The organism is Cupriavidus sp. DB3 (assembly GCF_020418465.1).
Lineage (GTDB): Bacteria > Pseudomonadota > Gammaproteobacteria > Burkholderiales > Burkholderiaceae > Cupriavidus > Cupriavidus cauae.
Genome location: NZ_JAIZPL010000005.1, coordinates 189,043 through 209,902 on the forward strand (window position 1 = coordinate 189,043; position 20,860 = coordinate 209,902).

The 20,860-nt window shown below is 68.5% G+C and carries 15 protein-coding genes; 5 read left to right on the forward strand and 10 right to left on the reverse strand.

From position 1 onward, the window contains the following. Positions 1-38: 38 nt before the first annotated feature. From serS to K7G19_RS17270, 3 genes are all read right to left on the reverse strand, one after another. Positions 39-1,352 carry a serine--tRNA ligase gene (gene serS / locus K7G19_RS17260; RefSeq protein WP_226108293.1) on the reverse strand — a complete coding sequence of 438 codons (1,314 nt, stop codon included), beginning with the start codon at positions 1,350-1,352 and terminating at the stop codon, positions 39-41. 158 nt (positions 1,353-1,510) lie between these two features. Then, complete coding sequence (locus tag K7G19_RS17265; protein WP_226108615.1) at positions 1,511-2,878, reverse strand: replication-associated recombination protein A; 1,368 nt, start codon at positions 2,876-2,878, stop codon at positions 1,511-1,513. A 221-nt stretch (positions 2,879-3,099) separates the two neighbouring features. Next, on the reverse strand, positions 3,100-4,296 hold the full coding sequence (locus tag K7G19_RS17270; RefSeq protein ID WP_226108295.1) for an ABC transporter ATP-binding protein: 1,197 nt from the start codon (positions 4,294-4,296) through the stop codon (positions 3,100-3,102). A gap of 95 nt (positions 4,297-4,391) precedes the next feature. On the opposite strand from K7G19_RS17270, the gene K7G19_RS17275 reads away from it, so the two are divergent. Continuing rightward, entirely contained in the window at positions 4,392-6,080 is a 1,689-nt protein-coding gene (locus K7G19_RS17275) for an iron ABC transporter permease (RefSeq protein WP_226108297.1), read from the forward strand. Positions 6,081-6,260: 180 nt separating this feature from the next. Further along, on the forward strand, positions 6,261-7,007 hold the full coding sequence (locus tag K7G19_RS17280) for a hypothetical protein (protein ID WP_226108299.1): 747 nt from the start codon (positions 6,261-6,263) through the stop codon (positions 7,005-7,007). A gap of 33 nt (positions 7,008-7,040) precedes the next feature. Here K7G19_RS17280 and K7G19_RS17285 read toward each other — a convergent pair whose 3' ends face one another. The 4 genes from K7G19_RS17285 to K7G19_RS17300 all read right to left on the reverse strand — a co-directional run bounded on the left by K7G19_RS17285 (position 7,041) and on the right by K7G19_RS17300 (position 11,886). After that, on the reverse strand, positions 7,041-8,096 hold the full coding sequence (locus K7G19_RS17285) for a Fe(3+) ABC transporter substrate-binding protein (protein ID WP_149317846.1): 1,056 nt from the start codon (positions 8,094-8,096) through the stop codon (positions 7,041-7,043). Positions 8,097-8,275: 179 nt separating this feature from the next. Next, positions 8,276-8,683: a hypothetical protein gene (locus K7G19_RS17290; protein WP_226108301.1), complete on the reverse strand. Its 408-nt coding sequence runs from the start codon at positions 8,681-8,683 to the stop codon at positions 8,276-8,278. Further along, a complete protein-coding gene (gene lolA / locus K7G19_RS17295) occupies positions 8,680-9,336 on the reverse strand; it encodes an outer membrane lipoprotein chaperone LolA (RefSeq protein ID WP_149317844.1) in 657 nt (218 codons plus the stop codon). Before lolA ends, K7G19_RS17290 begins: the two co-directional genes overlap by 4 nt. Before the next feature lie 225 nt (positions 9,337-9,561). Continuing rightward, the gene (locus tag K7G19_RS17300) at positions 9,562-11,886 is read right to left on the reverse strand and encodes a DNA translocase FtsK (protein WP_226108304.1); all 2,325 of its coding nucleotides are present in this window, start codon (positions 11,884-11,886) and stop codon (positions 9,562-9,564) included. Positions 11,887-12,070: 184 nt separating this feature from the next. Here K7G19_RS17300 and trxB point away from each other — a divergent pair, with 184 nt between their 5' ends. Both trxB and K7G19_RS17310 read left to right on the forward strand, forming a co-directional pair. After that, positions 12,071-13,018 (forward strand): thioredoxin-disulfide reductase, encoded by a 948-nt coding sequence (gene trxB / locus K7G19_RS17305; RefSeq protein WP_149317842.1) that lies wholly within the window; start codon positions 12,071-12,073, stop codon positions 13,016-13,018. 108 nt (positions 13,019-13,126) lie between these two features. Then, the gene (locus tag K7G19_RS17310; protein WP_226108306.1) at positions 13,127-13,825 is read left to right on the forward strand and encodes a Smr/MutS family protein; all 699 of its coding nucleotides are present in this window, start codon (positions 13,127-13,129) and stop codon (positions 13,823-13,825) included. 155 nt (positions 13,826-13,980) lie between these two features. Here K7G19_RS17310 and glnK read toward each other — a convergent pair whose 3' ends face one another. Then, a complete protein-coding gene (glnK, locus tag K7G19_RS17315) occupies positions 13,981-14,319 on the reverse strand; it encodes a P-II family nitrogen regulator (RefSeq protein ID WP_006578394.1) in 339 nt (112 codons plus the stop codon). A gap of 81 nt (positions 14,320-14,400) precedes the next feature. Beyond that, positions 14,401-16,551 carry an NAD(+) synthase gene (locus tag K7G19_RS17320; RefSeq protein ID WP_226108307.1) on the reverse strand — a complete coding sequence of 717 codons (2,151 nt, stop codon included), beginning with the start codon at positions 16,549-16,551 and terminating at the stop codon, positions 14,401-14,403. 186 nt (positions 16,552-16,737) lie between these two features. Here K7G19_RS17320 and K7G19_RS17325 point away from each other — a divergent pair, with 186 nt between their 5' ends. Beyond that, positions 16,738-17,973, forward strand: a complete 1,236-nt coding sequence (locus tag K7G19_RS17325; RefSeq protein WP_226108308.1) for a GNAT family N-acetyltransferase — start codon at positions 16,738-16,740, stop codon at positions 17,971-17,973. A 186-nt stretch (positions 17,974-18,159) separates the two neighbouring features. On the opposite strand, the gene alaS is transcribed toward K7G19_RS17325, so the two are convergent. After that, on the reverse strand, positions 18,160-20,784 hold the full coding sequence (alaS, locus tag K7G19_RS17330) for an alanine--tRNA ligase (protein WP_226108309.1): 2,625 nt from the start codon (positions 20,782-20,784) through the stop codon (positions 18,160-18,162). Between the last annotated feature and the right edge of the window lie 76 nt (positions 20,785-20,860).

Consider the following 20,860-nt stretch of genomic DNA (forward strand, 5'->3'; position numbering starts at 1 on the left):
TTTTTGCGCACGACTTCCTGCTCGCGGCTTCGCCGGCTTCAGGCCTCCGGTTCCAGCCGCGTCAGGCCGCCCAGATACGGCTGCAGCGCGGTCGGCACCGTGACCGAACCGTCCGCGTTCTGGTAGTTCTCCAGAATTGCCACCAGCGTGCGGCCGACGGCCAGGCCCGAGCCGTTCAGCGTGTGCACGAGCTCGGGCTTGCCCTGGCCGGCGCGGTAGCGTGCCTGCATGCGGCGCGCCTGGAAGTCGCCCATGTTCGAGCAGGAGCTGATCTCGCGATAGGTGTTCTGCGCGGGGATCCACACTTCCAGGTCGTAGGTCTTGGTGCTGCCGAAGCCCATGTCGCCGGTGCACAGCACGATGGTGCGGAACGGCAGGTCCAGCTTCTTCAGGATCGCCTCGGCATGGCCGGTCAGTTGCTCCAGCGCGTCGAACGATTCCTCGGGGCGCACGATATGGACCAGCTCGACCTTGTCGAACTGGTGCTGGCGGATCATGCCGCGCGTGTCCTTACCGTAGGAGCCCGCCTCCGAGCGGAAGCACGGCGTATGGGCGACGAAGCGCAGCGGCAGCTCGTCGGCCGACGCGATGGCGTCGCGCATCAGATTGGTCAGCGGCACCTCGGCGGTCGGAATCAGGTAGTAGTTCTCGATCCGCTCGCCGCCGTCCGCGCCCTCGCCGCCCACCTGGCGCGGCACCTTGAACAGGTCGTCCTCGAACTTGGGCAGCTGGCCGGTGCCGCGCATCGACGCCGCATTGACGATATACGGCACGTACATCTCGGTGTAGCCGTGCTCGAGCGTATGGGTGTCGATCATCAGCTGGACCAGCGCGCGATGCATGCGCGCGATGCCGCCGCGCAGTACCGCGAAGCGCGAGCCGGTGATCTTGGCCGCGCTCTCGAAATCGAGGCCGAGCCGCTCGCCCACGTCGACGTGGTCGCGCACCGCGAAGTCGAAGCTGCGCGGCGTGCCGACGCGGCGCACTTCGACGTTGTCGTTTTCGTCCTTGCCGACCGGCACGCTGTCGTGCGGCAGATTCGGCAGCGACAGCATCAGCTGCTGCAGCTGGGCCTGGATGTCGTCCAGGCGCGCCGCCGATTCCTTCAGCGTGTCGCCGATACCGCCGACCTCGGCCATCAGCGCCGATGCGTCCTCGCCCTTGCCCTTGGCCATGCCGATCTGCTTGGACAGCGTGTTGCGGCGGGCCTGCAGTTCCTCGGTGCGGGTCTGCAGTTGCTTGCGCTCGCTTTCGAGCGCCTGGAAGGCGCCCAGGTCGAGTTGGAATCCGCGCGTGGCGAGGCGTTGCGCCACGGCGTCGAGGTCTTTGCGGAGCAGCTGGATGTCGAGCATGTTTGCGGGAAAAGCGTGCGGTCGGAGCGATCGGAGCGATCGGGATGCGGCAGGCATGCCGCCGAACCGCACATTTTACTGCACCGCGACAGGAGCCGGCCGCAGTACCGGCCTGCGGCCCGGGGCCCGGGGCCCGGGGCCCGCGGGCCATGACCGCGCTAGCCGTCGCCGTCGTCCGCCTTGCCGCCGCCCTTGCCCGCCGCCTGGCTCTTCTGGCGCCGGTGCCAGGCGTCGTCGAGCTCGCGCAGATGGCGCAGCTTGTCCGAGATCTTGCCCTCCAGGCCGCGCGGCGTGGGCTGGTACCAGCCCTGCGCCTTCAGGTCGTCGGGGAAATAGTGCTCGCCGGCGGCATAGGCCTCGGGCTCGTCGTGCGCGTAGCGGTAGGCATGCCCGTAGCCCAGCTCCTTCATCAGCTTGGTCGGCGCATTGCGCAGATGGACCGGCACCGCGCGCGACTTGTCCTTGGCGACGAAGGCGCGCGCGGCGTTGTAGGCGTTGTAGCCGGCGTTCGACTTGGGCGCGACCGCCAGATAGATCAGCGCCTGCGCCAGCGCCAGCTCACCCTCGGGCGAGCCCAGGCGCTCGTAGGTCTCGGCCGCGTCCAGCGTCATGCGTGCCGCGCGCGGATCGGCCAGGCCGATGTCCTCCCACGCCATCCGCACGATGCGGCGGGCCAGGTAGCGCGGATCGGCGCCGCCATCGAGCATGCGGCAGAACCAGTACAGCGCCGCGTCGGGATCGGAGCCGCGCACCGACTTGTGCAGCGCGCTGATCTGGTCGTAGAACGCATCGCCGCCCTTGTCGAAGCGGCGCAGGTTCTCCGACAGCGCGCTGCCGAGCAGCGCCTTGTCGATCGTCTGCGCGCCGGCGGTACGCGCGGCCCGCGCGACGATCTCGATATTGTTCAGCAGCTTGCGGCCATCGCCGTCGGCGGACGACACGATCAGCTGCAGCGCCTCGTCGTCCCAGGCCACGCCGCCCAGCGCCTCGCTGGCGCGCAGTGCCAGCTGGCGCAGCTCCGCGTCGTCCAGGCTCTTGAGCACATAGACCGCGGCCCGCGACAGCAACGCGCCATTGACCTCGAACGACGGGTTCTCGGTGGTCGCGCCGATGAAGGTGAACAGCCCGCTTTCCACATGCGGCAGGAAGGCATCCTGCTGGCTCTTGTTGAAGCGGTGGACCTCGTCGACGAACACCAGCGTGCGGCGCCCGTGCGCGCGGTATTGCTCGGCGCGCTCGACCGCCTCGCGGATGTCCTTGACGCCCGACAGCACCGCCGACAGCGCGATGAACTCGGCGTCGAAGGCATCGGCCATCAGGCGGGCCAGCGTGGTCTTGCCGACCCCGGGCGGCCCCCACAGGATCATCGAATGCGGCTCGCCCGATTCGAACGCCACGCGCAGCGGCTTGCCCGGGCCGAGCAGGTGCTGCTGGCCAATGACCTCGTCGATATTGCGCGGGCGCAGCCGTTCGGCCAGCGGTTGTCGGGAAGCGTCGGAGGGTTCGGAAAACAGCGAGTCCGGCACGGTGGTCAGGGCTTGGGTTTCAGTGCGGGCGGCGCGCGGGTTGCGGTACAGATGTCCGTGCAGGTCGGTGCAGGTGTCGGTGCAGGTGTCGGTGCTCGTCACCAAGGCACGTCACCAGGCACGTCTCCGGGCACGGCTCTGTGCGGGCCGCGCGGCCAGCCAAAGCGCCAGTGTAGTGCATCCGTACGCGACGCCGCCCGGCAGCGCCGAGGCCGGCGCCGCTAGCGCGGAAATGCCACCACGTCGTCGACCTCGACCCGGATGCCGATCCAGTCGCCGACGCCGTGGTCGTGGTGCGACGGCGCCAGCGAAAGCACCCTGCCGCCGCTGGCCAGCCGCAGCGTGTAGAGGATCTCGGCGCCGCGGAAGGCCTTGTGCAGGATCTGCGCGCGCAGCGCGCTGGCATCGTCGTGCAGGATGTCGTCGGGGCGGATCAGCACATCGACCTCGGCCACGCCAGGCGCCACGGCGAGGCCGTCGCGGCTATGCAGGGTCCCGAGTTCGCAATCGAGCTGCCCCGGCGCGGTCACGCGGGCGGGCATCAGCACGCCCTGCCCGATGAAATCGCCGACGAAGCGCGTGGCGGGCTTGTGATAGAGCTGGTGCGCCGTGCCCCACTGCTCGATCGCGCCGGCATGCATCACGCCGATCTCGTCGGCCATCGCGAACGCTTCGAGCTGGTCGTGCGTGACCAGGATCGCCGTCGCGCCCTGGGCCTTCAGGATCGCGCGCACCTCCAGGCTCAGGCGCTCGCGCAGGTCCACGTCCAGATTGGAGAACGGCTCGTCGAGCAGCAGCAGCTCCGGGCGCGGTGCCAGCGCGCGGGCCAGCGCCACGCGCTGCTGCTGGCCGCCGGACAGCTCGTGCGGAAAGCGCGCGCCGGCGCCGGCCAGGCCGACCAGCTCCAGCACTTCGGCGACGCGCTCTTTCCTGGCCTGCCGGCTCTCCCGATGCAATCCAAAGGCGATGTTGTCGGCGACGCTCAGATGCGGAAACAGCGCGTAGTCCTGGAACACCATGCCGACGCGCCGCCGTTCGGGCGGCACCGCCACGCCCGGCGCCGAGACCAGCAGTCCGTCCAGCACGATCCGTCCGGCACGAAGCGGCTCGAAGCCGGCGATGGCACGCAGCACGGTGGTCTTGCCGCAGCCGCTGGGGCCGAGCAGGCAGCCGATGCTGCCGCGCGCCAGCGAGAACGACAGGTCGTCGATGACGATCTGGCTGTCGAAGCCGTGGCGGATGTGCTCGACCTCCAGTACGAGATCGGCCGGCTGGCTGGCAGCGGCGGGCTCGGCAGGCGTGGCGGTCGCGGCAGGCGGGGCATCGGCCCCCGGCGAGGTAGCGGACGCTGGACTGACCGGGGGAGTCGCTGCGGGCGTGACCGCGGCGGCGTCGGTATCGAGATCGAAGGCGGACATGCGAATCATTATAAGTATCAGCAACGCCGGACCGGCGGTTGATAGAATGCCCCAGCCGTGCCGCCTGCGGCACCCCTCCCCAGCCGATCGCCCGCATGTCCCTGCTCCATCCCGCCCGATTGCCCGATAGCGACCATGCCGTTGCGGCACGGCGCGGACGGCGTCTGAGCGCGATCCATCCGCTGTCCTTCGCGGCCGGTCTGGTGGCCCTGCTGATCGCGGTGCCGATCCTCGTGGTGGCGGCCAGCCTGCTGATGCCCAGCACCGAGACCTGGCATCACCTGGCCGACACGGTGCTGGGCGAATACATCGCCAACACGCTGTGGCTGCTGGCCGGCGTCACCGTCGGCGTGCTGCTGCTGGGCGTGCCGACCGCGTGGCTCGTCTGCACGTACCGCTTTCCCGGCCGCGGCCTGATGGAATGGGCGCTGGTGCTGCCGCTGGCGATGCCGGCCTACGTGATCGCCTACGCCTATACCGACGCGCTGCAGTTCGCCGGGCCGGTGCAGACCTGGCTGCGCGCGCTGACCGGCTGGGGCGCGCGCGACTACTGGTTTCCGGACGTGCGGACCCTGGGCGGCGCCATCGTGCTGTTCTCGCTGGTGCTCTATCCCTACGTCTACCTGACCGCGCGCGCCGCCTTCCTGCAGCAGACGCTGAATACGCTGGAAGCGGCCCGCCTGCTCGGCCATGGGCCCTGGCGCAGCATGCTGCGCGTGATGCTGCCGCTGGCGCGCCCGGGCATCGCGGCCGGCACCGCGCTGGCGCTGATGGAGACGCTGGCGGACTTCGGCACCGTCGCCTATTTCGCGATTCCGACCTTCTCGACCGGGATCTACCGCGCGTGGTTCTCGCTCGGCGACAAGAGCGCCGCCGCGCAGCTGTCGGCGTGCATGCTGGCCTTCGTGATCGCCATCCTGGTGGCCGAGCGCATCTCGCGCGGGCGGGCCCGCGTACATGGCGGCCAGCGCCGCCTGCCGGCGTATCGGCTGACCCGCTGGCGCGGCGTGGCCGCGCTCGGCGCGTGCGCGCTGCCGGTGCTGCTGGGCTTCCTGGTGCCGGCGCTGATGCTGTTCGAGATGGCGTTCACCGACGGCGACGCGCAGTTCGGCCCGCGCTTTGTCGGGCTGGTGCGCAACAGCTTCGTGCTGGCCAGCGTCACCGCGCTGGCCGCGGTGCTGATCGCGCTGGCGATCGGCTATGCCGGCCGGCTCGGCCGCGGCTGGCCGATGCGGGCACTGCTGCGGCTCTGCGGCATGGGCTATGCGCTGCCGGGCTCGGTGATCGCGGTGGGCGTGCTGGTGCCGGTGGCGCGGCTCGACAATGCGATCGCCGGCTGGGTCGAGCAGTTGACCGGCGTGTCGCCGGGACTGCTGCTGACCGGGGGCATCGCCGCGCTGGTCTACGCCTATCTGGTGCGCTTTCTCGGCGTCGCGCTGCAGACCGTCAATGCCGGGCTGGCCAAGATCACGCCCAGCATGGACACCGCGGCCCGCAGCCTCGGCCACGGGCCGGCCGCGACGCTGCGCCGCGTGCATCTGCCGATGCTGCGCGGCAGCCTGCTGACGGCGGCGCTGATCGTCTTCGTCGACGTGATGAAGGAATTGCCGGCGACGTTCGTGATGCGCCCCTTCAATTTCGACACGCTGGCCGTGCAGGCCTACAACCTCGCCGCCGACGAGCGGCTGGCCGAGGCCGCGACGGCCTCGCTGGTGATCGTGCTGGTCGGGCTGATCCCGGTGATCGTGCTGTCGCGCCAGATCCGCCGCAGCGCGCAGGACTGAGCAACCGCGCGCAGTCCGTTGGGCGCAGTCCGTCGGTAGCGTACCTGCATCGGTGCAGGTGGGCTGACCTCCTCTCGATGCCGAATTAAAGACCGCCGCCATTTCCGCCGATATCCCGTGAATGCCAAGCTGGGCCGCGCAGGCGGCCCGCTTTCCTCGAACACGAAGGGCGGGAGTCGTATGCAAATTCGTTACCGGATGCTGGTCTTCAAGATGTCGCGCCTGGCCAGCCAGAACAAGCTGACCGCAGTGCAGGAGATCGGCTTCGCCACCGAGCTCGCCGAACTGGTGGTCAAGGAAGGCATCGCCGAGCGCGTGGTGCAGGAACTGTTCGACGATGAACATCCGCAACTGCGCCGCATCGCCATCAATGCGATCCGCCGCACCGGCCGCTTCGACGTGCCGGGATTGCAGTCGGCGCTGCTGCGCAGGTTGTCCGATGCCGAGCCGTGGCTGCGCCACGATGCGGTCTGGGTCATGCAGGAAGCAGCGATGGATGGCGGCCTGGTGCGCGCAGGGCTGCGCCGGTTGGCCGGCACCGTGCAATTGCCGCAGGACGCGGTGCGTGCCAAGTCGAACCCCGGGGATGCGCTGTTGCAGGCCCAGGTGCGCGCCCGGCAGGCGCTCGATGCCTTGCTGAAGAAGGATGCGCAGGCCGCGCTGGCGGCGTTGCGGGCCACGCTGGCGACGTTCGCCGCGCTGAATCAGGAGCCGTATGGCAGCGGCACGGTGGGCCAGATGAACCTGGCGCGGCGGGAACTGCAGCGCCGCATGGCCAGGCGGGCGCTGTCGAGCAGCACGCGGCTGACGTTCCGCCGCGTCGAGGGGCCGGACGGCAAGACGGGCTTCGCGGAGAGCGCCAGCACCGCCGGCTCCGTTAAAGGCGGCGGCGCGAACGACGACGCGGCCGGCGGCGATCCGTCGTGAGGACCGGCACCGGCCGCGCCCTTGCGTCGGCGCTTACTTGAAGCCGGCCTTGTCCGCCAGCTTCTGCGCAACCGGCTGATACTTGCCGAGCTCGGCCACGTTGATGCGGTCCGCCTTGAAGCTGCCCAGTGCTTCCAGCGCCGGGTTGGCGACCTTGACGCTCGGCACCACCGGCCATTCGTTGTTGCCGTTGGCGAAGTAGGCCTGAGCCTCGTCGCTGGCCAGGTACTCCAGGAACTTGACCGCCGACTCCTTGTTCGGCGCGTGCTTGAGCATGCCGCCGCCCGAGATGTTCATGTGCACGCCCTGGCTGTCCTGGTTCGGCCAGACCACGCCGAGCTTGTCCGCGACCGCCTTGTCCTCGGGCTTGGTCGACTTCAGCAGGCGCGCGATGTAGTAGGTGTTCGAGATCGCCAGATCGCATTCGCCGGCGGCCACGGCCTTGAGCTGGTCGGTGTCGCCGCCCTTGGGCGTGCGCGCCAGATTGGCCACCACGCCCTGCGCCCAGCGCTCGGTCTTCGCTTCGCCGTCATGCGCGATCAGGCTGGAGATCAGCGACAGGTTGTAGACGTGGCCGCTGGAGCGCGTGCACAGCTTGCCCTTCCACTTCGGGTCGGCCAGGTCCTCGTAGGTCTTGATGTCGCCCGGCTTGACGGTGTCCTTGTTGTAGGCGATCACGCGGGCGCGCGCCGAGAAGCCGAACCATTCGCCGTTGGGATCGCGGAAGTTGGCGGGGATGCGCGACTCGAGCACCTTCGACTTGACCGGCGCGAACACGCCGGCCTGCTGGGCACGCCACAGGCGGCCGATATCGACGGTGATGAAGACGTCGGCGGGGCTGTTGGCGCCCTCGCTCTTGATCCGCTCGAGCAGCGGGTCTTCCTGCCCCTCGATGCGATTGATCTTGATGCCGGTCTGTTTGGTGAAGTTGCTGTACAGCGCCTCGTCGGTCTGGTAGTGCCGGGCCGTATAGAGGTTCAGCACCTTTTCCTGGGAGCCCTGGGCCATCGCGGCCAGGGGAATCGACGCGGCGCTGGCCGCCATGGTGAGAGCTGCCGCCGCGGGCAGCAGACGACGAAACACGTACATGGACTCCTCCGGGCTTTGCGGTTGCGCCGCTGGCCGAATGCCGGCGGGCGAGCGCAAACAATAATGATTCCCGTTTTCGGCGTCAATGTCGGTTTCCCCGCGTGGAACGGCCGCGACAGGGGCGTTCACGGGCGGGAATATCACCAGGCGGGAATGGTCCGCCCCGGCATGGTCACGGCTCAGCCGCTGGCGCGAGATACCAACGCGCCGACCGCATCGGCCGGCAGCGGACCGTGGCAGCCACGTTCCCCGCCGCGCCGCTGGGTCACCAGCCAGACCCGGCCCGGCTGGCCGGTCGGCCGCAGCAGCCAGGCGTCGCCGCGCGCCGCGCCCGGCAACTCCTCCAGCACGCCGCTGCGCTCGGACTGCAGCATGGTCGCGCAGTCGCGCGCGGAGGCGGCCGTGGCGGCGAGGAAATCCGGGTTGGTCAGCACCTCGGCCAGCGTGGTGTCGGGGGCGCGCAGAAAGGCGTCGATATCGAACTGCCGGCTGGCGGCCGCGGTCTTGCCGCCGGCGCAGGCGCCCAGCGTCAGCAGCGCGACCAGCGCCGGCACCAGGGCCGCGCGACGCAAGGTGGCGGGCCTCATTGGCGGATCACGTCGGCGCCCTTGGGGACGCTGAAGCGGAAGGTGTCGGCCGGCAGCGACGGGTTCTTCTGCATCGCCGAGAAGGTCAGCAGCGTGGTGTTGCCGAAGGCGTCGCGCAATTCCATCGCTTCGAGATTGCCGGCCTTGAAGCCGATGCCGATCCGCTCGAACTGCGTGTCCTTGGCCTTGGGCGTCAGCTCCAGCCATTCGATGCCGTCGCGGGTGGGGCCGTCCTTGACGACGAAGCTCTTCTCCAGGTCGTTGCTGCCGAACAGGATCGCCGCCGGGCTCGAGCCCAGCGCGGCGTCGAGCTTGCGCTCGGTGACCTGGTTCAGGTCCTTGTCGTAGATGTAGAGCGTCTGGCCGTCGGCCTGCAGCAGTTGCTCGTAGGGCTTGGTATAGCGCCAGGCGAACTTGCCGGGGCGGGAGAAGACGAAGGTGCCGCTCGAGGTGCCGGTGACGCGCATCGCCTCGCCGGTGCCCTTGACCTGGCGCTGCGTGAATTCGCCGCGGGCGCTCTTGACGGTGGTGACGAAGGTCTTCAACTGATCGGTGGCGGCGGCTTGCGCGGTGGCCGGGGCCAGCGCGGCCCATGCCAGGGTGGCGGCGGTGCCGATGGTGGCAAGGGCGGACGCCAGTACGCGATTAGGCATGCAATCGATCCTTGTGTTGGTGAATCGCGACGATTCGCTTTGATTCGCGTTGATGCGGGACGACTTGCGACTTCCGACCTACGGTTCACGGGCGCGGAAGCGTCGCGTGCGCCGTGGCCTGTCCGCATGATGTGTCGGTTAGAGCGAGGGACCGGCGGTGGATTCCGTCCGCGGCCGTCAGCAAGCGTGACAGGCGTAACGGCATATTACCCGCCGGCCGGCGCGCTACTCCTCGCGCGCGGCGGCGCCGCCGGGTGCCAGGATGTCGCGGTTGCCGTTGCCGGACATCGCCGACACCAGGCCGGCCTTCTCCATGTCCTCGAGCAGGCGCGCGGCCCGGTTGTAGCCGATGCGCAGATGGCGCTGCACCAGCGAAATCGACGCGCGGCGATTCTTCAGCACGACCTCGACCGCCTGGTCGTACAGCGGGTCGGCCTCGCCGCCACCGCCGATGCCGGCACCGCCGCCCAGCCCGTCGACACCAATCTCGCCGTCGACCAGGCCGCCCTCGAGAATGCCCTCGATATAGTTCGGCTCGCCGGCTTCCTTCAGCTTGTCGACCACCCGGTGCACCTCGTCGTCCGAGACGAAGGCGCCGTGCACGCGCACCGGCAGGCCGGTGCCCGGCGCGAGGTACAGCATGTCTCCCATGCCGAGCAGCGCCTCGGCGCCCTGCTGGTCCAGGATCGTGCGCGAGTCGATCTTGCTGCTGACCTGGAACGAGATCCGGGTCGGCACGTTGGCCTTGATCAGGCCGGTGATCACGTCGACCGAGGGACGCTGCGTCGCCAGCACCAGATGGATGCCGGCCGCGCGCGCCTTCTGCGCGATCCGCGCGATCAGCTCCTCGACCTTCTTGCCGACCACCATCATCAGGTCGGCCAGCTCGTCGATCACGATCACGATCATCGGCAGCTTGTCCAGCGGTTCCGGCGCATCCGGCGTCAGGCTGAACGGGTTCGGGATCTTTTCCTCGCGCGCCGCGGCCTCGTCGATCTTCTTGTTGTAGCCGGCCAGATTGCGCACGCCCATCTTGCTCATCAGCTTGTAGCGGCGCTCCATTTCGCCGACCGCCCAGTTCAGCGCATTGCCGGCCTGGCGCATGTCGGTGACCACCGGACACAGCAGATGGGGGATGCCCTCGTAGATGCTCATTTCCAGCATCTTGGGGTCGATCAGGATCAGCCGCACGCTGTCGGCCTTGGCCTTGTACAGCAGCGACAAGATCATCGCGTTGATGCCGACCGACTTGCCCGAGCCCGTGGTACCGGCGACCAGGCAGTGCGGCATGCGGGCCAGGTCGGCGACCACCGGCTTGCCGGCGATGTCCTTGCCGAGCGCCAGCGTCAGCTGCGAGGCGCTCTCGTTGTAGACCTGCGAGCCCAGGATCTCGCCCAGGCGCACCGCCTGGCGCTTCGGATTCGGCAGTTCCAGGCCCATGTAGTTCTTGCCCGGGATGGTCTCGACCACGCGGATCGACACCAGCGACAGCGAGCGCGCCAGGTCCTTGGCGAGGTTGACGATCTGGCTGCCCTTGACGCCGGTGGCCGGCTCGATCTCGTAGCGGGTGATCACCGGGCCCGGATAGGCGGCCACGACCTTGACCTCGACGCCGAAGTCCTTGAGCTTCTTCTCGATCAGGCGCGAGGTGAATTCCAGCGTCTCGGCGCTGACGGTCTCCTGCGACACCGGCACCGGGTCCAGCAGCGACAGCGGCGGCAGGTCGGCATCCTGCAGGTCGGCGAACAGCGGCTGCTGCTTCTCGCGCTCGACGCGCTCGTGCTTGGGCACCGCCTGCGGGCGCACGATCTGCACCGGCGCCGCCTCCTCGATGCGCACGCGCTGGACCTCGACGGTCTCGGTGCGCTCGACCTTGGCGGCCTCGCCGATGATGCGGTCCTGCTTGCTTTCGCGGCGCGCCTTGAAGCCGAGGAAGGCGGTCTCGACGAAGCCGCCGACCTTCTCGCACACCGACAGCCACGAGAAATGGAAGAACAGCGACAGGCCGATCGCGAGCATCAACAGCAACAGCAGCGTGGCGCCGGTAAAGCCCAGCGCGGTCTGCAGCCAGCCGCCCAGCAGATCGCCCAGCACGCCGCCGGGGGCGCGGGGCAGGGCCTCGCGCAGCGGATACATGCGCACCGCCTCCAGACCCATGCTGGCGGCCAGCGTCAGGCCGAAGCCGATCCAGCTGACCACCACGCCCTGGCGTGCCTCGCCGACCTGGTCGGGGAACTCGGCGGTCAGCACGCGCCAGCCGCGCCAGCAGCGGCGCACCAGCAGCACGCCGAGCCAGTAGGCCGAGAAGCCGAAGATGAAGAACAGCACGTCGGCCATCCAGGCGCCGACGCGGCCGCCCAGGTTATGGATCTGCGCCACCTGATTGGCGTGCGACCAGCCCGGATCGGCCTTGCTGTAGCTGGCCAGGATGCACAGGAAGGCCAGCGTCGCGGCCAGCAGCAGGAACCAGCGCACTTCTCCCAACAGCTTGCCGATGCGGGAAGGCAGGACGGAGGGATCGGTGCGGGTGGTCGTGGTGGTTCTGGCCATGCGTGGGTACGGATCGCGGCGCGGCACGGCGCCGTACGGAATTGCGGTGGCGGCATTTTACCTCCCCCGCAGGCTATCGCCGCCATTGGAATTTGCAACAATGCGCCCACGCCGGTCCACTTATAATGCGGGTTTTCGATTACCCATGCCGGCGCGCCGCGCACGCCGGCCACAGGAACGCATCATGGCCAAACACGCGAAAGTGCTGATTCTCGGTTCCGGTCCCGCCGGCTACACCGCCGCCGTCTACGCGGCGCGCGCCAACCTGGAGCCGGTGCTGATCACCGGCCTGGCCCAGGGCGGCCAGCTGATGACGACCACCGACGTGGAGAACTGGCCCGCCGATCCGAACGGCGTGCAGGGCCCCGAGCTGATGCAGCGCTTTCTGGAGCATGCCGAGCGCTTCAACACGGAAATCGTGTTCGACCACATCCATACGGCCAAGCTGACCGAGCGTCCGATCCGCCTGATCGGCGACGCCGGCGAGTACACCTGCGACGCGCTGATCATCGCCACCGGCGCCTCGGCGCAGTATCTGGGCCTGCCGTCCGAAGAGAATTTCATGGGCCGCGGCGTGTCGGCCTGCGCGACCTGCGACGGCTTCTTCTACAAGAACCAGGAAGTGGCGGTGATCGGCGGCGGCAATACCGCGGTCGAAGAGGCCCTGTACCTGTCGCATATCGCCAGCAAGGTCACCGTGATCCATCGCCGCGACAAGTTCCGCGCCGAGCCGATCCTGGTCGACCGCCTGCTGGCGCGCGAGAAGGAAGGCCGCGTCGAGATCGTGTGGAACACCGTGCTGGACGAGGTGCTGGGCGACGAATCGGGCGTGACCGGCGTGCGCATCCGCAATGTGCAGAGCGGCGCCACCGAGGACCGCAAGCTCGCGGGCGTGTTCGTCGCGATCGGCCACAAGCCGAACACCGACCTGTTCGTCGGCCAGCTCGAGATGAACAACGGCTATATCGTGACCAAGAGCGGCCTGTCGGGCGACGCCACGGCCACCAACATCCCGGGCGTGTTCGCCGCCGGCGACGTGCAGGACCACGTCTATCGCCAGGCCATCACCAGCGCCGGCACCGGCTGCATGGCCGCGCTCGACGCGCAGCGCTACGTCGAAGCGCTGAAGTAAGGTCGTTCCGGCTCGCCGCCAGGCGAGCCACCGGCGGCGCCGGATCGTGTTACCTTGCCGGTTTCACGGTCCTGCCCGCCGCCCCGCGGCGGTGCCGCTTTTGCCATCATGAAGCACGGTGCCAGCAAATCCGGCCGCCCTGCCGGTTCTTCCCCCATTCCCGCCCGTACCCGCCTTGGCCTCGACGATCTGGCACGCCTGCGCGACCAGATGAAGGCCGATGCCGAGCGCCGCGAGGCCGAGCGCCTCGCCGCCGAGGAAGCCGCGCGCCAGGCGGCCGCCGAAGCCAATGTGTTCCGCAACAGCATCGGCAATGTCCAGACATTGCGCGATCGCAACCGCGTGACGCCGCCGGCCAGGCGGCCCGAGCCGGTACCGGTGCAAAGCCAGCTCGACGACCAGGCGGTGCTGGCGGCCTCGCTGTCGGATCAGTTCGATGTGGAAAACCTGCTGGAGACCGACGACACGCTGTCGTTCCGCCGTCCCGGCATCGGCAACGACGTGATTCGCAAGCTGCGGCGCGGCGAATGGGTGCCGCAGGACCGGATCGATCTGCACGGACTGCGCCGCGACGAGGCGCGCGAGGCGCTGGCCGAATTCCTGCGGCGGTGCGTGCGGCGCGGCGTGCGTTGCGTGCGCGTGATCCACGGCAAGGGCAACGGCTCGCCCGACAAGCAACCGGTGCTCAAGGGAAAGGTGCGCAGCTGGCTGGTGCAGAAGGAGGAAGTGCTGGCCTTCGTGGAGGCGCGTGGCGCCGAGGGCGGCTCGGGGGCCTTGATGGTGCTGCTGCGCCAGCCGTATGCGTGATGGCCGACTGGCGCGCCTGATCGAACGCTGACCTCGCTGCCCTGTCCCGGACCTCTCTTCCGGACCCCTCTGCCGGGTCTCTCTTCCGGCCCTCTTCCCGCGCCTCCCGCCAGCGGGAGAGGGAGAAGCCCATCGAGGCAGCGAGTCTTCCCGCCTTACACCGCCGCTTCGTCCTGCTCGCCGGTCCGGATCCGGATCACGCGTTCGATCTCGGTGACGAAGATCTTGCCGTCGCCGATCTTGCCGGTGTGGGCCGCCTTGACGATCGCGTCCAGCACGGTATCGAGCTGGCTCTCGGCCACGACCACCTCGATCTTGATCTTCGGCAGGAAGTCGACCACATACTCGGCGCCGCGATACAGCTCGGTGTGGCCCTTCTGCCGGCCGAAACCCTTGACTTCGGTGACCGTCAGGCCGGTCACGCCCACGTCGGCCAGCGCCTCACGCACTTCGTCCAGCTTGAACGGTTTGATGATGGCGGTAATTTGCTTCATGTCGGCCCCCTTTCTGTCGTGATTGATTGATGCAAGATTCTAGCCCGCGCGGCGCGATGGCGCGCCAAAGCGGGCTGGGGATCACCCCTTGTCGTGTCGATTGCCGGCCTTCGCGGCCGCCTTGCCGTTGCGGTTGCCGTTGCTGCCGTTGCTGCTGCTGTTGCCGACGCCGTTGCGCGCAGGCGCGGTGTCCGGAATGCGGTCCAGTTCGGCCAGCCACGCGGTCGACTCGCTGTCGCTGGGCGCGCGCCAGTCGCCGCGCGGCGACAGCGAACCGCCCGAGCCCACCTTCGGCGCGTTCGGAACGCACGAGCGCTTGAACTGGCTGGTGCGGAAGAAGCGATCCAGGAAGATGCGCAGGTTGCGCTTGATGTCGGCCAGTTCGTACTGGTTGCGCGCGACATGGGCCTCCTCGGGCCACTGCCCTGCCTCGCGGTCGCCCCAGGCGTGCAGCGCCAGGTAGGCCACCTTCGACGGCGTGAAGCCGAAGCGCAGCGTGTAGTACAGGTTGAAATCCTGCAGCTCGTAGGGCCCGATCACGCTCTCGGTCTTCTGGCCCGGCTTGTCGTTCGAATCGCCCGGCACCAGTTCGGGGCTGATATCGGTGCCCAGCACGTCGAGCAGCACCTCGGTGCCGCCCGCACCGATCTGGCCCGTTTCGGCGACCCAGCGCACCAGATGCGAGATCAGCGTCTTCGGCACGCTGGCATTGACGTTGTAATGCGACATGTGGTCGCCGACGCCATAGGTGCACCAGCCCAGCGCCAGCTCGCTGAGGTCGCCGGTGCCGATCACGATGCCGTTGTGGTGATTGGCCAGCCGGAACAGGTGGTTGGTGCGCTCGCCGGCCTGCACGTTCTCGAAGGTCACGTCGTAGACCGGCTTGCCGTCGGCGAACGGGTGGCCGAGGTCCTTGAGCATCGCCAGGCAGCTCGGCCGGATGTCGATCTCGCGCGCGGTGCAGCCGACCACTTCCATCAGCCGCCTGGCCTGCTGCAGCGTGCGGTCGCTGGTGGCAAAGCCAGGCATCGTGAAGCCGAGGATATTGGCGCGCGGCAGGCCCAGCCGGTCCATCGCCTTGGCGCAGACCAGCAGCGCATGCGTCGAATCGAGACCGCCGGACACGCCGATCACCACCTTGGAGATGCCGGTGGCCGACAGCCGCTGCACCAGCGCCTGCACCTGGATCTGGTAGACCTCGTTGCAGCGTTCGTCGCGCCGCCTGCGGTCGGCCGGCACATAGGGGAAGCGCTCGACGCGGCGTTGCAGCGGCAGATTGCGGTCCTCGTCGACGCCGAGAACGAAGCCGACCGTGCGGAACTTCGCCACCTCGCCGGCATGGCGGCGCACCGAGTCGCCGAACGTGGTCATGTGCATGCGCTCGCGCGAGAGCCGCTCCAGATCGACGTCGGCGAAGATCATGTGCGAGTCGTCGGCGAAGCGCTCCGATTCGGCCAGCAGTTCGCCGTTCTCGTAGACCAGCGCCTGGCCGTCCCAGGCCAGGTCGGTGGTCGATTCGCCCTTGCCGGCCGAGCTGTACAGATAGGCCGCCAGGCAACGGGCCGATTGCTGCGACACCAACTGATGGCGGTAGCCGGACTTGCCGATCACGATATTCGATGCCGACAGATTGACCAGCACCGTGGCGCCGGCCAGCGAGGCGAACGACGACGGGGGGATCGGTACCCAGACGTCCTCGCAGATCTCGACATGGAAACGAAACAGCGGGATGTTCTCGATCTCGAACAGCAGCCCGGCGCCGAACGGCACGCTCTGCCCGAGCAGGTCGATCTGCTCGACCGTGGCGCAGTCGGCCGCGCTGAACTGGCGCGCCTCGTAGAACTCCCAGTAGTTCGGCAGAAAGCTCTTGGGCACCACGCCGCGCAGCTGGCCGCCGGCGACCACGACCGCGCAGTTGAACAGCAGATGCTGGACGCGCAGCGGCATGCCGACCACCAGCGCGCACGGCAGCGTGCGCGAGGCCTCGACGATCTCGCCGAGGGCGCGCTCGCAGGCGTCGAGCAGGGTCTTCTGGTGGAACAGGTCGTCGCAACTGTAGGCCGACAAACCCAGCTCCGGGAAGGCCACCAGCGCGGCCCCGGCGTCGGCCGCCTCGCGGGCCAGCGCGATCGTCTGCTGTGCGTTGAAGTCGGGATCGGCGACCTTGCAGCGCGGCACGCCGACCGCCACGCGCACGAAGCCATGGGAATACAGATTGAAGAATCGGCTCATCTCGAACACCCTTGTTGTGCGCAGGGCCGGCATGGCGCCGGACAGGCCGGACAGGCCGGACAGATGCAATTCGCGGCCACGGGCGATAATGCGACGTCGGCATCCGCCCCGCATCCACCCGCATCTACTTTCCAGCCGCCGGTCCCGCGGACCTCGGCAAGGCACACCGTGAAAGCAAGCAAGTCCATGCCATCCCACGCAGGCAGCGCCGCCATGCAGGCGGAGCGACCCGAGAATTATCGCACGCGTATCGTCGAGAACCTGGCCGACATCGCGCCGGCCGAATGGGACGGCCTGCTGGCGCGGCAGCCCGGCCGCACGCCTTTCCTGCGCCATGCCTTCCTGCATGCGCTGCATGCGAGCGGCAGCGCCAGCGACGACACCGGCTGGAGCCCGCGCTATCTGACCTTGTGGAAGGACGGCGGGGACGTCGCCCATGGCGAGCGCCTGGCCGCCGCGATGCCGCTCTACGCCAAGGCGCACTCGTACGGCGAGTATGTGTTCGACTGGGCCTGGGCCGATGCCTATGCGCAGAACGGCCTGGAGTACTACCCCAAGTGGCTGTCGGCGATTCCCTTCACGCCGGTGCAGGGCACGCGTCTGCTGGCCGAGAACGCGGTGTCGCGCGAGCTGTTGCTGCAGGTCGCGCTGACGCTGGCCGAGCAGAGCCAGCTGTCCTCATTGCATGTGCTGTTCCCCGACGGGGCCGAGGCCGCGCTGATGCAGCAAGCCGGCATGATGATGCGCCACGGCGTGCAGTTCCACTGGACCAATCCCGGCTATCCGGACTTCGACGCGTTTCTCGCCACGCTGTCGCAGAAGAAGCGCAAGAACATCCGCGCCGAACGGCGCCGCGTCGCCGAGGCCGGCATCGCGTTCCGCCATCTGCGCGGCACGGAGATCGGCCCCGACGACTGGCGGCTGTTCCATCGCTGCTATCGGCAGACCTATCGCGAGCATCGATCGACGCCGTATCTGAACCTGGATTTCTTCGAGCGCATCGGCGCGGCGATGCCCGAGCATCTGCTGCTGGTGATCGCGCGGCGCGACGGGCGCGACATCGCCGCCTCGCTGCTCGTCTATGACGACGATCCCGCGGTCAGCACGCTGTACGGCCGCTATTGGGGCGCGCTCGAACACCATCCCTGCCTGCATTTCGAGACCGCGTACTACCAGCCGCTGGCCTTCTGCATCGAACACGGGATCCGCACCTTCGAGGGCGGCGCGCAGGGCGAACACAAGATGGCGCGCGGCTTCCTGCCGGTCGCCACGCGCTCGGCCCACTGGCTCGCGCACCCGGCCTTCGCCGATGCGGTCGAACGCTTTCTCGCACGCGAGCGCGCGGGCATCGATGCGTATCTGGATGAATTGAACGACAGGACGCCGTATGCAAAGACGGCGGAAGGTGGCGGGGCTGGCTAGCCAGGTGTTCCCCTTCTCCCGTGTGCGGGACAGGATCGGGGGAGAGGGAAAGGCAAGCTGTTCTGCCCAACGCCGTCAGCGCTTGCCGACGCCCTATACCTATACCCTCTCCCCCAGCCCCTCTCCCTCAGGTGGGAGAGGGGAGCCAGCCATCGCGGTGTGCGTGCTGGCGCGGCAAGCGAACCCTCAAACCTTCGCCGCCACCCACTCGCCCACGCCCGCCAGCGCCGCCGGCAGCTTCGCCGGTTCGGTGCCGCCGGCCTGGGCCATGTCCGGACGGCCGCCGCCCTTGCCGCCGACCTGCTGGGCGACGAAGTTGACCAGCTCGCCGGCCTTGACCTTGCCGGTCGCGTCGGCGGTGACGCCGGCGATCAGGCTGACCTTGCCGTCCTGCACCGCGCCGAGCACGATCGCCGCGCTCTTGAGCTTGTCCTTGAGCTTGTCCATCGTCTCGCGCAGCGTCTTGACGTCGGCGCCTTCGAGCTGGGCGGCCAGCACCTTCAGGCCCTTGATCTCGATCGCCTGGCTGGCCAGCTCGTCGCCCTGCGACGCGGCCAGCTTGCTCTTCAGGCGCTCCAGCTCCTTCTCCAGCGCGCGCACCTGGTCCTGCATCTGGCCGATGCGCGGCACCAGCTCGCTCGGCTGCGCCTTCAGCGCGGCCGCGGCCTCGTTCAGGCGCGAATCGAGCGACTGCAGATAGTGCAGCGCGTTGTCGCCGGTGATCGCCTCGACCCGGCGGATGCCGGCCGCGACGCCGCCTTCGACCACGATCTTGAACAGGCCGATATCGCCGGTGCGGGCCACGTGGGTGCCGCCGCACAGTTCCTTCGAGCTGCCGATCGACAGCACGCGCACCTCGTCGGCGTACTTCTCGCCGAACAGCGCCATCGCGCCGCTCTTGACGGCATCGTCGAACGGCATCAGCTCGGCGCCGGTGGCCTCGTTGCGCAGGATCTCCGCGTTGACGATCTCCTCGACCTCGCGGATCTGCGCCGCGGTCAGCGGTGCGTTGTGCGAGAAGTCGAAGCGGGTCTTGTCGGCGTCGACCAGCGAGCCCTTCTGCTGCACGTGGCTGCCCAGCACTTCGCGCAGCGCCTTGTGCATCAGGTGGGTGGCCGAGTGGTTGCGCATCGTGCGCGCGCGGCGCAGGGCGTCCACCTCGGCCGTCACGGTGTCGCCGACCTTCAGCGCGGCGCCGCCGAGCGTGCCCTGATGGCCGAACACATCGGCCTGGACCTTGGTCGTATCGGCCACCGCGAACACCGCGGCGCCGGCCTTCAGTTCGCCCTGGTCGCCCGCCTGGCCACCCGACTCGGCGTAGAACGGCGTGTGGTCGAGCACCACCACGCCGGTCTGGCCCGGTTGCATGACATCGACCGAGGCGCCGTCGACATACAGCGCGACCACCTTGGCATCGTTGAGCACCAGCTTCTCGTAGCCGTGGAAGGTCGTCTTGGCGCCGGTGTATTCGAGGCCGGCGGCCATCTTGAACTTGCCGGCGGCGCGGGCCTGCTCGCGCTGGCGCGTCATCGCGGCGTCGAAGGCGGCCTCGTCGACCGAGACCTGCTGCTCGCGGCAGACGTCCTGCGTCAGGTCCAGCGGGAAGCCGTAGGTGTCGTGCAGCTTGAACGCGAGCTCGCCGTCCAGCATGTTGCCGCCCTTGGCCTTCAGGTCGGCCAGCGCCGCATCGAGAATGCTCATGCCGTTCTCGATGGTTTCGAAGAAGCGCTCTTCCTCGGCCTTGAGCACCTCGACCACGCGCGGCTCGGCCTCGGCCAGCTCCGGATAGGCCTCGCCCATCTGCGCGACCAGGTCGGCCACCATCTTGTGGAAGAACGGCGTCTTGCGACCCAGCTTGTAGCCGTGGCGGATCGCCCGGCGCACGATCCGGCGCAGCACGTAGCCGCGACCCTCGTTGCCCGGAATCACGCCGTCGACGATCAGGAAGGAGCAGGCACGGATATGGTCGGCGATGACCTTCAGCGAGTTGTTGGCCAGATCGTCGGTGCCGGTCTCGCGCGCGGCGGCGCGGATCAGTGCCTGGAACAGGTCGATCTCGTAGTTGCTGTGCACGTGCTGCAGCACCGCGGCGATGCGCTCCAGGCCCATGCCGGTGTCGACGCAGGGCTTGGGCAGCGGCGTCATGTTGCCCTGCTCGTCCCGGTTGAACTGCATGAACACCAGGTTCCAGATCTCGATGTAGCGGTCGCCGTCCTCTTCGGCCGATCCCGGCGGGCCGCCCCACACGTCCGGACCGTGGTCGTAGAAGATTTCCGAGCACGGGCCGCAGGGGCCGGTGTCGGCCATCTGCCAGAAGTTGTCGGACGCATAGCGCGCGCCCTTGTTGTCGCCGATCCGCACGATGCGCTCGACCGGCACGCCGACTTCCCTGGCCCAGATGTCATAGGCCTCGTCGTCCTCGGCATAGACCGTGACCCACAGCTTCTCGGCCGGCAGGTTGTAGACCTTGGTCAGCAGCTCCCATGCGTACTGGATCGCCTCGCGCTTGAAGTAGTCGCCGAACGAGAAGTTGCCCAGCATCTCGAAGAAGGTATGGTGGCGCGCGGTATAGCCGACGTTTTCCAGGTCGTTGTGCTTGCCGCCGGCGCGCACCGAACGCTGCGACGAGGTCGCGCGCGAGTAGGGCCGCTTGTCGGTGCCGAGGAAGACGTCCTTGAACTGCACCATGCCGGAGTTGGTGAACAACAGCGTCGGATCGTTGGCCGGCACGAGGCTCGACGAGCGGACCACGGTATGGCCCTTCGATTCGAAGAACTGCAGGAACTTGCTGCGGATGTCGGAGACTTTCATGTTTGGGGGCAAGGCGTCCCCGCATGGACATCGCAGGGCGCAGTCGGATTGGATTTGCAAACCGTTGATTATACGG

Coding starts and splice junctions, on each gene's coding strand:
- serS (WP_226108293.1), bottom strand. CDS start 1,352: ATGCTCGACATCCAGCTGCTCCGCAAAGACCTCGACGCCGTGGCGCAA.
- K7G19_RS17270 (WP_226108295.1), bottom strand. CDS start 4,296: ATGTCCGCCTTCGATCTCGATACCGACGCCGCCGCGGTCACGCCCGCA.
- K7G19_RS17275 (WP_226108297.1), top strand. CDS start 4,392: ATGTCCCTGCTCCATCCCGCCCGATTGCCCGATAGCGACCATGCCGTT.
- K7G19_RS17280 (WP_226108299.1), top strand. CDS start 6,261: ATGCAAATTCGTTACCGGATGCTGGTCTTCAAGATGTCGCGCCTGGCC.
- K7G19_RS17285 (WP_149317846.1), bottom strand. CDS start 8,096: ATGTACGTGTTTCGTCGTCTGCTGCCCGCGGCGGCAGCTCTCACCATG.
- K7G19_RS17290 (WP_226108301.1), bottom strand. CDS start 8,683: ATGAGGCCCGCCACCTTGCGTCGCGCGGCCCTGGTGCCGGCGCTGGTC.
- lolA (WP_149317844.1), bottom strand. CDS start 9,336: ATGCCTAATCGCGTACTGGCGTCCGCCCTTGCCACCATCGGCACCGCC.
- K7G19_RS17300 (WP_226108304.1), bottom strand. CDS start 11,886: ATGGCCAGAACCACCACGACCACCCGCACCGATCCCTCCGTCCTGCCT.
- trxB (WP_149317842.1), top strand. CDS start 12,071: ATGGCCAAACACGCGAAAGTGCTGATTCTCGGTTCCGGTCCCGCCGGC.
- K7G19_RS17310 (WP_226108306.1), top strand. CDS start 13,127: ATGAAGCACGGTGCCAGCAAATCCGGCCGCCCTGCCGGTTCTTCCCCC.
- glnK (WP_006578394.1), bottom strand. CDS start 14,319: ATGAAGCAAATTACCGCCATCATCAAACCGTTCAAGCTGGACGAAGTG.
- K7G19_RS17320 (WP_226108307.1), bottom strand. CDS start 16,551: ATGAGCCGATTCTTCAATCTGTATTCCCATGGCTTCGTGCGCGTGGCG.
- K7G19_RS17325 (WP_226108308.1), top strand. CDS start 16,738: ATGCCATCCCACGCAGGCAGCGCCGCCATGCAGGCGGAGCGACCCGAG.
- alaS (WP_226108309.1), bottom strand. CDS start 20,784: ATGAAAGTCTCCGACATCCGCAGCAAGTTCCTGCAGTTCTTCGAATCG.